General features: G+C 41.4%; 16 protein-coding genes. 3 read left to right on the top strand and 13 right to left on the bottom strand.

Going from position 1 to position 14,052, the window contains the following annotated elements; all coding sequences use genetic code 11:
* Positions 1-25: 25 nt before the first annotated feature.
* From PL9214_RS04225 to PL9214_RS29985, 4 genes are all read right to left on the bottom strand, one after another.
* Positions 26-280 carry a hypothetical protein gene (locus PL9214_RS04225; protein WP_072718645.1) on the bottom strand — a complete coding sequence of 85 codons (255 nt, stop codon included), beginning with the start codon at positions 278-280 and terminating at the stop codon, positions 26-28.
* Positions 281-378: 98 nt separating this feature from the next.
* Positions 379-1,086 (bottom strand): response regulator transcription factor, encoded by a 708-nt coding sequence (locus tag PL9214_RS04220; RefSeq protein WP_072717605.1) that lies wholly within the window; start codon positions 1,084-1,086, stop codon positions 379-381.
* 35 nt (positions 1,087-1,121) lie between these two features.
* Positions 1,122-1,766, bottom strand: coding sequence for a MarR family winged helix-turn-helix transcriptional regulator (locus tag PL9214_RS04215; RefSeq protein WP_222425204.1), 645 nt, complete (start codon positions 1,764-1,766; stop codon positions 1,122-1,124).
* 47 nt (positions 1,767-1,813) lie between these two features.
* On the bottom strand, positions 1,814-2,491 hold the full coding sequence (locus tag PL9214_RS29985) for an HPP family protein (protein WP_245824171.1): 678 nt from the start codon (positions 2,489-2,491) through the stop codon (positions 1,814-1,816).
* A 286-nt stretch (positions 2,492-2,777) separates the two neighbouring features.
* On the opposite strand from PL9214_RS29985, the gene PL9214_RS04205 reads away from it, so the two are divergent.
* Complete coding sequence (locus PL9214_RS04205) at positions 2,778-2,981, top strand: DUF751 family protein (RefSeq protein WP_072717603.1); 204 nt, start codon at positions 2,778-2,780, stop codon at positions 2,979-2,981.
* Positions 2,982-3,050: 69 nt separating this feature from the next.
* Here the strand turns inward: PL9214_RS04205 and PL9214_RS04200 are convergent, their stop codons facing one another.
* Positions 3,051-3,602 carry a peroxiredoxin gene (locus PL9214_RS04200; RefSeq protein ID WP_072717602.1) on the bottom strand — a complete coding sequence of 184 codons (552 nt, stop codon included), beginning with the start codon at positions 3,600-3,602 and terminating at the stop codon, positions 3,051-3,053.
* A gap of 199 nt (positions 3,603-3,801) precedes the next feature.
* On the opposite strand from PL9214_RS04200, the gene PL9214_RS04195 reads away from it, so the two are divergent.
* Positions 3,802-5,145 (top strand): peptidylprolyl isomerase, encoded by a 1,344-nt coding sequence (locus PL9214_RS04195; protein ID WP_072717601.1) that lies wholly within the window; start codon positions 3,802-3,804, stop codon positions 5,143-5,145.
* Between the two features lie 172 nt (positions 5,146-5,317).
* Here the strand turns inward: PL9214_RS04195 and PL9214_RS04190 are convergent, their stop codons facing one another.
* The 3 genes from PL9214_RS04190 to PL9214_RS04180 form a co-directional block, all read right to left on the bottom strand.
* The gene (locus PL9214_RS04190; protein WP_072717600.1) at positions 5,318-5,530 is read right to left on the bottom strand and encodes a hypothetical protein; all 213 of its coding nucleotides are present in this window, start codon (positions 5,528-5,530) and stop codon (positions 5,318-5,320) included.
* 89 nt (positions 5,531-5,619) lie between these two features.
* Entirely contained in the window at positions 5,620-5,736 is a 117-nt protein-coding gene (locus tag PL9214_RS04185; RefSeq protein WP_072717599.1) for a photosystem I reaction center subunit VIII, read from the bottom strand.
* An 80-nt stretch (positions 5,737-5,816) separates the two neighbouring features.
* Positions 5,817-6,290, bottom strand: a complete 474-nt coding sequence (locus tag PL9214_RS04180; protein WP_072717598.1) for a photosystem I reaction center protein subunit XI — start codon at positions 6,288-6,290, stop codon at positions 5,817-5,819.
* Between the two features lie 199 nt (positions 6,291-6,489).
* Here PL9214_RS04180 and PL9214_RS04175 point away from each other — a divergent pair, with 199 nt between their 5' ends.
* Positions 6,490-6,936 (top strand): hypothetical protein, encoded by a 447-nt coding sequence (locus tag PL9214_RS04175; protein WP_072717597.1) that lies wholly within the window; start codon positions 6,490-6,492, stop codon positions 6,934-6,936.
* Between the two features lie 119 nt (positions 6,937-7,055).
* On the opposite strand, the gene PL9214_RS04170 is transcribed toward PL9214_RS04175, so the two are convergent.
* The 5 genes from PL9214_RS04170 to PL9214_RS04150 form a co-directional block, all read right to left on the bottom strand.
* The gene (locus tag PL9214_RS04170) at positions 7,056-9,302 is read right to left on the bottom strand and encodes a GumC family protein (RefSeq protein ID WP_072717596.1); all 2,247 of its coding nucleotides are present in this window, start codon (positions 9,300-9,302) and stop codon (positions 7,056-7,058) included.
* Positions 9,303-9,400: 98 nt separating this feature from the next.
* Positions 9,401-11,071: a polysaccharide biosynthesis/export family protein gene (locus PL9214_RS04165; protein WP_072717595.1), complete on the bottom strand. Its 1,671-nt coding sequence runs from the start codon at positions 11,069-11,071 to the stop codon at positions 9,401-9,403.
* Positions 11,072-11,122: 51 nt separating this feature from the next.
* The gene (locus PL9214_RS04160; protein ID WP_072717594.1) at positions 11,123-11,809 is read right to left on the bottom strand and encodes a cyanoexosortase B system-associated protein; all 687 of its coding nucleotides are present in this window, start codon (positions 11,807-11,809) and stop codon (positions 11,123-11,125) included.
* A gap of 34 nt (positions 11,810-11,843) precedes the next feature.
* Positions 11,844-12,707, bottom strand: coding sequence for a cyanoexosortase B (crtB, locus tag PL9214_RS04155; protein WP_072717593.1), 864 nt, complete (start codon positions 12,705-12,707; stop codon positions 11,844-11,846).
* Positions 12,708-12,772: 65 nt separating this feature from the next.
* On the bottom strand, positions 12,773-13,915 hold the full coding sequence (locus PL9214_RS04150) for a DegT/DnrJ/EryC1/StrS family aminotransferase (RefSeq protein ID WP_072717592.1): 1,143 nt from the start codon (positions 13,913-13,915) through the stop codon (positions 12,773-12,775).
* Positions 13,916-14,052 lie beyond the last annotated feature (137 nt).

Raw genomic sequence — 14,052 nt, 5'->3', positions numbered from 1 at the left:
TCAAAAACTAACCGAAGTATTGCTGTTATAAACTTGATTCTGAGTCAGGAGCAATTTCTAATCCTGGTATTTGTCTCATTTGTTGTTGTTCTGTAATTAAATCGGATAAAGAATCAATATTAACTCCAATTCGTTGACAGGCACTTTGAAGTGCATCCATAAACTGATCCACATCATCGCCATAACCAGAGAGTTTAGCCGCATTAGCAACGCCTTGTTTAGCATTAGCTTTTGCACAATCAATTAATTCTAGGTCGGTGAGGGGTTTTGCTTGACTCATTGTTAACACGTTTAATCCTAATAACATTATAACTTAACTTTGCCTAAAATCACTCCATCTTCCGAGAGAAGGTTGAGTTATTTTAGCTGAATTTGCGCTTAATTGGCATCTTCAAATTTATATCCTACCCCCGTGACAGTTTTAATAAAACTGGGGTGGGAGGGGTCAGGTTCAATTTTTTTACGCAGTCTGGCGACATGGGTATCGACAACCCGTTCATCGCCAAAAAAATCATCCCCCCAAAGTTTATCAATCAGTTGGGTACGACTCCAAACCCGACCCGGATAACTTAGGAATGTAGATAATAAATTAAACTCTAACGTGGTTAAATCTAAATTTTCCGTATCCCCTGATTCTAATTGACGGCTGGCGCTTCTTTGATCTAAATCGACTAAAAAATGGGGGGTTTGATACATTTGATTTTGTTGACCCCCTTGGCGCAAACTTCGTCTTAATAAAGCTCTGACTCTAGCCACTAATTCCCTCGGACTAAAGGGTTTTACAAAATAATCATCCGCCCCGGTCGATAAACCAATAATTCGATCCAGTTCTTCTCCTTTAGCCGTTAACATTAAAATATACGGATCTTTTTGTCCGGGTTTTTGGCGAATTCTAGCACAAACTTCTAATCCATCTAACCCCGGAATCATTAAATCTAAGATAATTAAATCCGGTTGCAATTCTTGAAATTTTTGTAAAGCGGCTAATCCATTATTCGCAATTTGACAAGAAAATCCTTCAGCTTCTAAGGTGTGCTGAATTAATCGGGCAATTTCGGGTTCATCCTCAACAATTAAAATATCCATAAATTAAAGAAAAATCAAAGAAATTACAAAATCAATCATTTCTTTTTAACTGATTTATCTAATGTTGTCCGATCTACAGCAGCCTCAATCTGCTCAGAACATTCCAGGTGCAGGTTGCGATCGCCAAAGGGTGCATCGACCAAATCACAATGGTGGGGTTGATCACTTCCCGGATAACGATTCGGTTGGAAAAATCGACAAGTTACACACATTTTGGAGATCGGAATTTGACCTGCTTCTTGCAACTTACGAATCATTTTAATTAATCCGCGTAAGAAAACGGTCTGCTCGAGTTCCGATAGTTCTCCTACCGCATCCAACAATAAATCAGACCAGCAAGACGTTTGTGCAGCCAGCTTTTGGCCTTTTGGAGTGAGGGTAATCGTGATGGCTCGTCCATCCTGGGGCGATCGCATTTTTTGCACCAAACCTTTCTCATCCAATACCCGCACCGCATCACTAGCAGTCGCTGGGGTAACGGCTAAACCCTCTGCTACAGCAGCCAAACGCATTCCCTCATCGCCTTTGGCTTGTAACAACGATAAAATTTGGGCTTGGGTGGGTGAAACTCCATGTTGTCCAGCATCCTGCCAGGATTGACTTTTGAGGGCTAGACTAATCTTAGAAAGCCCGACAAGAATACGTTGTTCTGTTGAGCCCTGATCAGAATGATTCATCATGTCCAGACCCCTCTATTGATGTCTAGTGTTTAAAAATAATTTAAGGCTTAGAGCCAGTGTTTAGGATAACTTCTACCTGGTGCAACGTTATTAAACACAAAAGTCCAGAGAACAATAATAACCGATCCCGCTAATACAGGAGTGAATAAGAACTTCCACGATACACCACTCATCACACCAATCAACGCCACCGCACCCGACGGCGGATGAATGGTTCGCGTTAGTTTCATCAGCTTAATCGTCGTTGCAACGGCTAAAGCCATTACCCAAGGAGCCGTACCGAAAAATTGCACCGATAAAATCGAAACCAATGCCCCCCAAAAATTACCCCCAATCACGTTTCGCGGTTGAGCCAAGGGACTATCCGGCACTCCAAACACCAAAACCGCCGTCGCGCCCATCGGGGCTGCAATCAATGGATAATGGCTATAGGTGGAAAGATAAGCCAGGGCTGCGATTCCCACAAAACTGCCGAGCCAAGAGAGTAACACTTGAATATAGGAAAACCGAGGTTGATAGGCACAACCCAATTTATGCGATCGCCTGACATAAACTCTCAACCGTCGATGTCTCCTAGTATTACCTAAAAACTTAGAAACGCCCTTTTGAAGACGGATTGATGGCTTTCCCTGAATCAGTTCTTGATCACTTTTGGAGACGGAAAGTAGGGATAACTGATGCTTGCAGCGTTGCCATAAAACTACTAGAAAACCAGTCTGCATCATGCTGGAAAATAGATAGAACCTGAGTGTTAGATCTGGGCTAGTTTAAGGATTTCGGCTGGATAATTAGCACCTTCTAGCATCAGGCTTGTAATCACAGCATAGGCATCAACATTTAATGTCATGTCAGTTCTTCCTTTTTTTATTAGGACTCCTAAATATTAGGCTCCCTAATTAATATCACTTCCCTCAAGGGCTGTCAACCCTTCCCTAACCCCAAAACCCAGTACAGGACTGAATCTGTTAAACTAGAAAAACCTTTAATCTGAAGTTAATTCCAACCCCGACAATGCAAGACTTTTTTCAAAACATTTCGCGCTATCCCCGTTATTTTATTACCTTCACCCTGGGAATTTTCTTTTTCCTGTTTGAACGCCTAAAACCCCTTTTAAATCGTCCGGTAACAGCAATTGCACTCGTTAGTTTACTATTTAGTGTTTTTGCTTTTACCTTTTTTACCTTACGCGCAATGTTAGGCTTAAACCCGGTTTAAAAAACAAATAGAATAATTTTTAAACAAAAAGGGCGGGTTATTCTTTTTTCCCTCCCTTTTTAAGTTTAACTAAATTGTTTGTTGTAATTCATCCAACCGAGCTAAAACTTCTTGACTATGAATAGCAGGATTAACGCCTAGAAATCTTTCTCTTAAAATCCCATCAGGATCGATAATAAAAGTATGACGCATTGAGATAAAATTGAGCCAAGAACCATAGGCTTTACTGACAGTTCCATCAACATCTGCCAGTAGAGGAAATTTTAACCCCTCCGAGTCACAAAACTCAGCATGGGATTGAATATCATCAGCACTCACCCCTAAAATTTGTGTATTTTTAGCGAAATATTTAGGTAAGTCCTGTTGAAAACGACGGGCTTCTAAAGTACAGCCAGAGGTAAAATCTTTCGGATAAAAATAGAGAACAACCCATTGTCCGTGATAATCTGATAAAGAAATTTTTCCTTCTCCACTATTGGTGGGTAAGGTAAAATTAGGAGCCGGTTGATTTAAGTTGGGAAGTTTCCCTCCTAACGCCCAAGCCGGCGAAGTAGAGTTCAAACTAAAAACCGCTAAACCGACAGATAAAAGGAAACTGAAAAATAAACGACGAGATATCATAGTTCGAGATCATCACAACTCTTTACATAAGTTTACACAATCTCAGGACAATCAGGAACTTAATTTTGCATTGAGAAGTCTCAATCTTGGCAATCTTTAACTCAAAGAGCAATTTTCCTTGTAAAATATCAAGAGAAAATCAGGTTAATTTTGCCTTATTTTTCCCAGCAGTTTAGAGACTTTAACTCATTATTTTATTATGGCTGATCAACCCAAATTAACCAGTTCGGCGACCGTGATTATGGTAGTTGAAGGTTTACCTATTACCATTCAAGTTGATGGTGCTAATGCACCCATAACGGCTGGAAATTTTGTAGATTTAGTTGAACGAGATGTCTATGATAACACCATCTTTCATCGTGTTGTTTTAGAACCCCAACCTTTTGTTGTTCAAGGTGGCGACCCCCAAAGTAAAAATCCGAATGTTGATCCCAGTGTTTTAGGAACGGGAGGTTTTGTTGATCCCACCACAGGTCAAGTCCGAAATATTCCCTTAGAAATTAAACCTCAAGGGGCTACAGAACCTCTGTATAGTAAAACCTTTCAAGAAGCAGGAATTACCGTTCCTCCAGTATTAAGTAATGTACAAGGTTCTATTGCCATGGCGCGAGCGCAAGGAACCGATACGGCTTCATCACAATTCTATATTAATTTAGCGGATAATTCCACCAATTTAGATGGGAAGTATGCCGTATTTGGAAATGTTGTTCAAGGCTTTGATATCGTCACACAAATTCGACAAGGAAATAGACTTTTAGACGCAGAAGTGGTTGATGGAATTATACCGAGTCGTGTTTCTGGAGTGATTAACGATGTCAATATTCTCAACGCATTTATTAATACCATCAATCGTGCAAGTCTGCCTTTAAGTTATGCCTATCCTCGTAATTTGGATGCGGATAATGTCATAACAATGACCCCAGAAATTACCCAAAATAATCCTCGTGGATTATTAACTGGAGGGGGGAATGATCTGGTGACAGGTTCCACAGCACAAGATGTTATTAATGGCAATCAAGGCAATGATTCTCTCAATGGAAATGATGGAAATGATTATATTCTGGGAGGAAAAGATAATGATAGTCTGACAGGAGGAAAAGGGGATGATATTTTGAATGGAAATCGAGGAAATGATACGATTTTTGGAGGGGCTGGTTCAGATTTTCTTCGAGGTGGACAGGATAATGATAGCTTAAATGGAAATGAGGGCAATGATTTTCTAATCGGAGATTTAGGAACAGATACTTTAACCGGAGAAGGGGGGGCTGATATTTTTATGTTGCGGGGGGATGAAGCAACAAAAGTTTTTGATGTCAATTTAGCCGATATCATCACAGACTTTAAAGTTGCAGAAGGAGATAAAATTCATATCCTTGATACAATTCCTTTGGCTAACTTGAGTTTTACTGCATCAGGAAATGACACAGTAATTCGTGTGGCTAATTCGGGTATTTTAGGCGTTGTTAAAAATGTTCAACCGAGCGTTGTACAAACGGGAATTGTGATTACATCTCCTACAGATTTAGCCTTAACCATTGGTTAAGAATTCCTAAGTTAGGGTGAGTAGGTTCCTGCATCAGCTTGGCATCCCTCACCCTATAGCACTACGCCTGACGGTTAGGACATTTTTCAATCCTGAAACCCTTTCACTTCTTACTGTTCGGTGTTCCCAGTTAAGCTGTTCCCTCTTCAAGTAGTGCTATAGACAAAAATTGTTAATCCGTTTGCTCAAAACTAGAATCCGTCAAGGGTCGATTTTGACTATCTCCAAATCCAGTTGCATTTCCCACCACGATAATTAAGATAAACAAGGCCAGAATTAAAGCCCCTAATGTTCCCCAGTCTGGAGATTGTGGTGGAGAAGGTTTTTTATCTTCAGGGGGTTTTGCTGGAGCAGGTTGAGGTTTAGGGGTGTCGGCGGGAGACATGAATGTAACCTAAAAAATCCGGTTTTTTTAAATTAACAAAAAAAATCCCCACCCTGGGGTGGAGAATTGGAGCGACTCAACGGTAAAATCTAGGCGTCGCTTTCAATGTGGATGAATAATAAACCCATTGCCACAATTGGCAATAACCAGCAAACCACAGGAATTAAAATCCAAGGTAAAAAAGAAGCTGCGTATGCTCCGGTCATATCAAATTCTCCTATTGGATGTTAGAAAATCGTTACGTTGGGTGATGGGATTTTATGTTATCCCCGAATTCAAAGGAAACTTAGCTATTGACCAAGCCCCGGAAAATCGCATCAACGATGCCAAAGTTTTCCAGCAGGAAAAAGGCGACAACAGCCCCACCCATTGCACCGACGAAGAAACCGCCAGCAAACTGACTCCAACCTTCAGAGGTTTGCAAAGAATCGCCGGAGTCTGAACTGCTTTTTTGGAAAGAAACTAATCCGTAGGCAGATAAACAAATCGTGGCAATTAGAATTAACGCAATGCCTGAGATTAATCCCCCTAAATTAGCCGCGCTGGGATGATCCCGTAATGGCCCAAGTTTGATCCAAGGCCCGACTAAAAAGTAACCATGTGCCATACCGACTTCTAAGCCACGCAGTAAAGGAGATAAGCCTTTACGGTAAGCGGGTAAGTTCCCGATAAATGCACGGGTAAAATCAGAATCGCTAATCGGAGTGGACAAGTTGCCGACAAACGGATCACCGTTATAGGGTTTAATCAATTCTGCCATGGGGTTTCTTTCTCCTGTAATAATTGAAGAACTTGTAGCAGTTATTAAGCTCATATTTTACGCAGGGATAGGCAATCTCGTTACAGAAATGAGCATAAGCTTCAAAAAAGTTCACATCTGGGGGGGATCACTTCCGGCCTTGGGTGTCTCACTGTGAAAACAAGTTAAGATTTAAGCGAGTTATCAAGCAACTAAGATTATGACTAAACAATTGAAATCCTTGAGCTATGCTGTTTTTGGGGCGATCGCATCAACGGTGTTTGCCTCGACAGTGAAAGCAGAACCGATGTTTAATGATTATCCCACCACCTATCAACCCTTTGCGGAAGATTTTATGCGCGCCGCCTCCAGAACTTCTGGAGATGTGTTTAAAAACAAATCCTTAGCGGGTCAAATGTCTACTTATTTAGGGATTAGTTTCCCTTGGCCTAATGGTATCAATGGTTTTCCTGAAACGGTCATGACCAATGATGCCAGACTTGTGAATCAATTATATCGGGAAGCCATGTTGCGCCAAGTCAGCAATGATCCGATTATTCGGACTCCCGATATGATCAATCCCTATAACACTTCAATTCTCACCCAACCCTCCTATACCGATCTCAACCTTCAAACCCCACCGCAATTACCAACACAACGTCGCTAAGGCTTCCTCAGAGACGTGCCAATAGCCTGACGGCATGAACCTGCTCGGCCCAAGCACGTCTCTACTAAATCCAGCACACTCTATTCCATAAGCGTAATTCGTAATTCCCTATTCCCTATTCAATTCCGTACCTTAGCCGGTAATCGTTTCTGAGGAGAAGGTGTTTTCGACTTCAGTGCAGGTTGCACAGGAGGTTTATCTTTGATCATTTGTTCGGTTTCATAGGTGTTTTCTTCGGTATGGTCATCAACGTAAATATCAGCCCCATTCACAATGGCTCCCAAGAGTCGCGGACGATATTTTTTAGGATCTTCATCCTCGGTATCCATTAATTTGTCTGTGATTTCTCCTAATAACCCCGATGGGGTATAAATGGGACGAGCGACCATCACCATGCCATCGGTATAGGGTTCTAACGTTAAGACATCATTATTACCATTGAAACAAGGACTATCAATCACCACAAAATCAAATCGATAACGCACCTCTTCCAAAAGACGTCGAAATTCACTTGATTCGAGAAGGGTTGAGGGTTGACGCACTGGCCCTGGACTAGGAATCACAGACAAGTTACTGACATTAGGAACTAAACGAATACAACCATATAAATCCCCATAATATTGCAAGGGTTCAATGAAACTTTGAGGATCAAGAGCTAATCCCAAGGAATTGACTTCAGAAGGCGAGCGAAAATCGGCTTCAATTAATAACGTGCGTTTACCACTACGAGCCGAAGCGATCGCTAAATTATAAGCACTTAACGTTTTTCCTTCAGAAGTTCCGACACTGGTAATTAAAATTATTTTTGGAGATTTATTTCCTGCCCGTTGCAAATTACTACGGACTTTTTCATAAAATTCCAGATAAGCAGAATGGGGTTTCAATAATAAAGGGAGATGATCTTCCTCTGAGAATAAAAACACCGTTGGAACCACACCCAAAAGGGGAACTTCACGTTCTTTAAATGCCCCCTGAATTTCTTCCCAAGTATAGAATTTTCCACTTAGCATTCCTAAGACAAAAATAATCACCGCACCCCCTAGAACACCACCAAGTCCTCCCATTGCCAAAATTAAAGCCATACTCATCGCTTTGGGGGTTTCCACATCGGGGGCTTCTGCTTCTTTAGCGATCGCTAAACTACTGGTTGTTTCGGCTTCAGCAGCTTGAGCATCCACTAACTTGGCTTGCATTTGATCATACAATGCTTTTTTATAAGCAACCTGCTGTTCTAGGCGTTGTTTTTCCATTTGTTTGTTGGGAATTGTGGCATAATTTTGCTTTAAATCTTCTCCGGTTTTGATCGAGGCTTTTAATTGTTGTTCTAAGGTTTCTTTTTGAGTTTTAAGGGCTATCAAATTTTGAGCTAATTGTTGACGGGTGGGATCGAGAGAGGAATCGACTCGAATTTGATCAACTTGTCGTAAAGGGGCTGCAATTCCATCTCCTCCTAACACTTCGGCGGCGCGCTCTTGTAACTGTTGTTCAGCAGCTTGTTGACGTTTTACTAAGTCCGCTACTAGGGGATGTTGATCTCGATAATCTTTGCGTAAAACGGCTAATTGGGATTCAATTTCATACAATTGAACCCGTAATTGAGCAATAATTGGATCAGATGCTAAGGCTTGGGAAACAAAAGCTTGATCAACATTTAAACCCAATTGAGATTCTAAACTAGCAAGTTGAGCATTCAGAGCTTCTAGCTGTAATTTAATATCCTTTTGCTGCTGTTCATTTGCTAAAATAGCGGCAGGTAAAGAGCCACTTTCTAATGTTAAAATTGTTGCCCCTTCGCGCTTATCATAATTTTCCAACTCTTTTTCTGCCTTTCTCAGTTCTGCTTCGGATGGTTTTAATCGTTCTTGAATTGCTGTAATAATACTATTCAATTGTTGAGTATTAATAATCCGGCTTTGTTCCTGCATTTTTTTCATCAGGGTATTGACAAACATTACGGCTCGTTCTCGTTTAGGATCTTGATAAGAAATCGTAATTTTCATCGGAGTTCCGGGAGCATCTTTCCCTCCTGGAACGCCTGGCTCTAGTTTAATCGCTAATTTTTTTTTCAAGTCATCCGGGACAAGATTAAATTCTTTAAGAAGCGGTTCTATCACACTCCTAGGAAGCAACATTTCCGAAGATAATTGTTGTCCTTGTTGTTGAATAATTTCACCGGTTTTAGAAAAAATAACAGGACTACTTTGACCTGTCATCAAACCCGTAGCTTTATAGGGAGGAGTTGGAGGGGTTTCCATCAACATTGCAGCGGCTCCTGATGCCCCTAACGCCACAATAAAGGTTGCAAAACCCGCTAATTTATAGTTTTCAAAAGCGATTAAATATCGTTTAATAATGGGTAAAGTCATAAGAATAGGGAATAGGGAACAGGGAACAGGGAACAGGTAAGAACAGGATTAAAGGGAATAGTGAACTGCGATTTACAGATAACTGATAACTTAATTGATTATTTCTTGGTGCTGCTACCGCTACTATTTTTACTGCCACTGCTGCTAGAACCAGACGGACTAAACAAATTTTCTACCCCTGCTTGTAACTGTTGGAAAAATAGAATAAATCCGAGAATATCGCGGAAAGGTTGAGTAAAATTATTTAAAACATAACTCACCTGAGCAACTAAATTACGATTTACAACAATCACATCATTATCTTGTAACAAAACATTATCAGTTGCATCACCGGCTAATACATTTTTACCATTTAAAATCTGTCTTGTAGGTTTCCCAGTTTCAGGATCATAACGAATTAAAGCAATTTCCTGTAAATCTGCTAAATTCAAAGGAACGGAATTCAAGGCATCAATAAAACTGCTACCATTGGGTAACACCACCGCACCCACCGCATTAATAGGATAACTCAAAATCCTGATCGTAATTTGAGGGCTGGCTAAAGTTGAGGTGGCAATCAAACGTTGATCATAACCTTCCTTCTCATCAGGCTGAAGTTTCGGGATAATAATCGCATCTCCATTCTGTAAGGACACATTCGGTAAAGCCGTTGCTTCCTTAATTGGAGTATACAAATCCACAATATCTTCGACTAAACGACCATCAACAGTAATTCGACAAATCAGCACTGACCGTAAATCCGATGTAATTCTCGCTCCCCCTGAAGCTTGAAGTGCCGTTGCTAGTTGTCCACCTCCAGGGGGGAGTTGATAAAATCCCGGTCGAGTCACATCTCCAACAATGGTGACATTCACCGCCGTTGGGGCTGCGGCTAAACTATAGGTTTCTAAAATATTTCGGGTTGGCCCTTGATAGGCCCGAACCTGCTGGGAGGGAACGACAATTACATCACCGTCTTCGAGTAACACATCCGCCGGACTCACCCCCAGCAACAACGGAGTTAGCAAATCCACTTCAGTTTCCACAACCTGACCATTCGCTAAGGTGCGACGAATTTTAACCATCCGCAAATCTGCCGCCGTTGTCGTTCCCTGGGCTGTTGTTAACGCAACTGGGAGTTCTGGACTGGTTAACGGATAAAACCCCGGTCTAGCCACCTCCCCAGTAATCGTGACTCGTACAGGACGCTGAGTTAATAATGAAAGATTGACTTGCGGATTTTTCACATAGGGATTTAAACGATTTACAATACTCGACTGTACCTGTTCTAGGGTTGCATCCTGAACTCGAATTGCCCCAATTAAAGGCAGTAGAATCGCACCATCGGGGGTAACGGTTGTGGTGGGAACGCTTAAATCATTAGAACGTTGGCCATTAATAAAGACATCAATATACAGTTGATCCCCTGGCCCCAGACGATAATTGGCGCCTCGATTTTCGCTCAAACGTTTGAAAAACGTATTATCAATCGGCGGTGGAATGGCTCCTGAGCGATCTAAAATTGGATTCCCAGCTTGTTCAAAGAGTTGGATGAGTTGGGGCCAAGTTGGTTGGGGAAAAGCTGGCGGTCGTAGTTGCGCTCCTGGATAGGGTTGGCTGGGTATTTCCTGGGGAAGTACGCATTTTTCTGGAAGGGTAACGGTTTGGGCTAAAACCCGTTGTTGGGCTGGAAATCCCCACAACAATGCCACAAAAGAAATAATCCAACTTGTGGAGTACAAACTAGAGAGAAACAGGGAAGCCCAGGTTTTGTTGTAACGCTGATTCATGTACGAATTACGAATTACCAATTGCGAGCCAACTCTTGCTATTAAGTGCTATTAAGGTTTAGTTGTGACTAATGCTTCTGCCATTAAGGACGCTTGTACACTTTCACCCAAAGCGGTCGCCACCGGCCAAGCGTCTTGGATATTACCCAAAGGTTTAATCGGAATCAAAAGACAAACCGCCACCCAGGGGGCTCGATTTCGACTCAGTTGTGCCCAACGATCTACCCAAAACCAATGACTCGGAGCCGGATGTCCACCATTTGGCCAAGCGTACCACTGAGCCACTGCATAGGTTTGAGTCGCAGTCCAAGCTTTAAAAAATTTGACTTCAACTTCAACAGGATCTAAGTCTTCAGAGGTGGACTTTACCGAAAAGCGATCGCGTTGCTCCTCATCAGTTTTCCATCCTAGAAATCCAGTCACATCCATCCATTCAACTTGAGGCTGATCTTTATAGTAATTTTGGGTTAATAACAACACTATTGCTGTTTGTTTGTCACGTTTTACCTCCTGTTTTAACCACTGTTGATTTCCAATTTGGATCGGTTCAATTTTAACGGTTTGCCATCCTGAAAGAGTTAAACCTTCTTTTCTAATGGTTTGCAGTTGGGGCAAAGTTTTGAGTTGAGGCATATCAATCCATGACCATTTCTGGTTGATATAGCCTGGAAGTGCCGCGCCAATTAACAATGCTGTCATTACAATGACAATCAGAATTTTAGATTGTTGCTGTCGCATCAGTTATCAGTTATCAGTCATCAGTTATCAGTCATCAGTTATCAGTTATCACTGATAACTGATTAATTAATACCACCAATAAACCCAGCATACACGCTGAATATAAATCTCCACCCCACCCTTCATGGAGCCACGCGAATAACCCATTTTGACCAGTTCCATGAAACAGCGTTAACAGCGTATTCCGAATAATATTAGCAATAATGCTGATTAAAGCTGCACTCAGTAAGAAAAAAATACTGAGGGTTCTTGAGGCTAAAAGTCCTGTCCAATACAGTAACATTAATCCCACATAAAGGCTGGTAAATAGCATTTTTAACCCGGCACAATGAGGAGCAACTTCTACAATTTGACCATTGACAAACAGGTAAATTTGTTCCACCGTGACATCTAAATTAAATTGGGTGAGAATAAATCCAGCAACGTGAGCAATAAACGTCTGTAAGGGTAAGGCTAAAGGTTCGATTAAAAAGGGTAAATGATTGGGGGTTGCTAACAAGACAAAGACTAATGCAATTCCCTGTAATTTTAAACCGGGTATTCCTTTAAATTGTAGGCAAAGTCCCGCTAACATTATGGGAAAAGAAAAATTAACTAAATCTGCTAAACCGCTCCCATAAAAAAGACTCGCCAGTAGGATGAGCACTATTCCTAAAGGATGGCTAGTATTCGGTAACTTTTTCCACTGATGCTGTTTTGTCCACACAATATAAGCCGCAAAAGGCAAACCGATTAAACCATGACTAAAATATTCATGCTCAATCCCAATATTCTTATTGAGCCAGCCATCATACCAATGAATTAAAATCGGTGCATACAACAACACCATTAAAACAACAATCACCCAATTTAATAGATCTTGTTCAATGGCGAACGGAATTTTACGGTTGAACTGCATAATTATTGTTGACGATTGACGGTTAACTGTTAAGCGAGAAGCCCCTGACTGAAAATCCTATTTTTCTAAGCCGTAATAGCAGACTGAATGGCTGTTAGAACGTGATTAATTTGGTTTGTCGTTAACCCTGGATACATGGGTAAAGATAAAATTTGTTGACTGAGTTTTTCGGTTTGGGGAAAGTCTCCTTCTTTGTAGCCTAAATTTTGATAAGCCGGTTGGAGATGGCAAGGAATAGGATAGTGAATTCCAACTTGTATTCCTTGTTCAGTCAGTTTGTTTTGCAGGGTATCGCGGCTAATCGCACAGTCTTCTGTTACACGAATGACATAAAGATGATAAACATGACCATCTGCACTCTGATTTTCAATTGGAATAATCCCTTTTTCTCGTAGTAACAAAAGAGACGCATCATATTTTTCGGCGGCAAAATTGCGGTCGCGGTTCCAACCGTTTAAATGGGGTAACTTGACTTTTAAAATGGCAGCTTGTAACGTATCAAGACGGCTATTGGTTCCTCGTTCGGTATGGAAATATTTTTGCGGAGCACCATAATTCCGTAAACTTCGCAGATTTCGAGCAACGGTTTCATTTTGTGTCACCACCATTCCGCCATCGCCAAAAGCTCCTAAATTTTTACCCGGATAAAAACTAAAGGCAGCCGCTAACCCAATACTTCCCGCACAATAACTTTCCCGATCTGCTAAATGCGCTTGGGCTGCATCTTCAAAAATAATTAAATTATGGGATGCGGCAAAGGCAAAGAGTTGATGGGGAGAAACCATCTGACCATAGAGATGAACTGGAATAATTGCTTTGGTTTTTGAGGTAACAAGTTTGTCGGCTTGATTGAGATCAATTAAGGCGGTATGGGGTTCACAATCCACTAATATTGGAGTGGCTCCTGCGTGTAAAACTCCTATCAATGTGGCAATAAAAGTATTAGCAGGAATTAGAACTTCATCCCCCGGTTGAATTCCACAGGCTTGTAAACCTAGAGCGATCGCATCCGTTCCACAGGCGACTCCTACTCCATACTGAACCCCACAAGCCTGAGCAAAAGCAATTTCCAATTCGGTTAAAGCTTGACCTAAAACAAAGTCCCCCTTGTCTATTACAGCCTGGATTGCAGCTTGAATTTCAGGTTTCAGGGGATCGTGAATAAAACTCAAATCCACAAAGGGAACAGAAGTTAGGGTGCTAGTCATACATCAACGATGAGCATATAGGGGTAACACCAGCTTGACACTCCTCAGCCTGAAGGCGTGTGGATTCTTGGTTCAACGAAACCACTTAATCAAAGTACCTTGCCGTGCTTTAACCAGAGGTGGGATTCTCCCCAAGC

This window comes from Planktothrix tepida PCC 9214 (genome assembly GCF_900009145.1).
GTDB lineage: Bacteria > Cyanobacteriota > Cyanobacteriia > Cyanobacteriales > Microcoleaceae > Planktothrix > Planktothrix tepida.
This window is presented reverse-complemented; position numbering and strand designations above follow the sequence as displayed.

Coding starts and splice junctions, on each gene's coding strand:
- PL9214_RS04160 (WP_072717594.1), bottom strand. CDS start 11,809: ATGCGACAGCAACAATCTAAAATTCTGATTGTCATTGTAATGACAGCA.
- PL9214_RS04180 (WP_072717598.1), bottom strand. CDS start 6,290: ATGGCAGAATTGATTAAACCCTATAACGGTGATCCGTTTGTCGGCAAC.
- PL9214_RS04150 (WP_072717592.1), bottom strand. CDS start 13,915: ATGACTAGCACCCTAACTTCTGTTCCCTTTGTGGATTTGAGTTTTATT.
- PL9214_RS04170 (WP_072717596.1), bottom strand. CDS start 9,302: ATGACTTTACCCATTATTAAACGATATTTAATCGCTTTTGAAAACTAT.
- PL9214_RS04185 (WP_072717599.1), bottom strand. CDS start 5,736: ATGACCGGAGCATACGCAGCTTCTTTTTTACCTTGGATTTTAATTCCT.
- PL9214_RS04205 (WP_072717603.1), top strand. CDS start 2,778: ATGCAAGACTTTTTTCAAAACATTTCGCGCTATCCCCGTTATTTTATT.
- PL9214_RS04165 (WP_072717595.1), bottom strand. CDS start 11,071: ATGAATCAGCGTTACAACAAAACCTGGGCTTCCCTGTTTCTCTCTAGT.
- PL9214_RS04195 (WP_072717601.1), top strand. CDS start 3,802: ATGGCTGATCAACCCAAATTAACCAGTTCGGCGACCGTGATTATGGTA.
- PL9214_RS04225 (WP_072718645.1), bottom strand. CDS start 280: ATGAGTCAAGCAAAACCCCTCACCGACCTAGAATTAATTGATTGTGCA.
- PL9214_RS04175 (WP_072717597.1), top strand. CDS start 6,490: ATGACTAAACAATTGAAATCCTTGAGCTATGCTGTTTTTGGGGCGATC.
- PL9214_RS29985 (WP_245824171.1), bottom strand. CDS start 2,491: ATGATGCAGACTGGTTTTCTAGTAGTTTTATGGCAACGCTGCAAGCAT.
- PL9214_RS04220 (WP_072717605.1), bottom strand. CDS start 1,086: ATGGATATTTTAATTGTTGAGGATGAACCCGAAATTGCCCGATTAATT.
- PL9214_RS04200 (WP_072717602.1), bottom strand. CDS start 3,602: ATGATATCTCGTCGTTTATTTTTCAGTTTCCTTTTATCTGTCGGTTTA.
- crtB (WP_072717593.1), bottom strand. CDS start 12,707: ATGCAGTTCAACCGTAAAATTCCGTTCGCCATTGAACAAGATCTATTA.
- PL9214_RS04215 (WP_222425204.1), bottom strand. CDS start 1,766: ATGATGAATCATTCTGATCAGGGCTCAACAGAACAACGTATTCTTGTC.
- PL9214_RS04190 (WP_072717600.1), bottom strand. CDS start 5,530: ATGTCTCCCGCCGACACCCCTAAACCTCAACCTGCTCCAGCAAAACCC.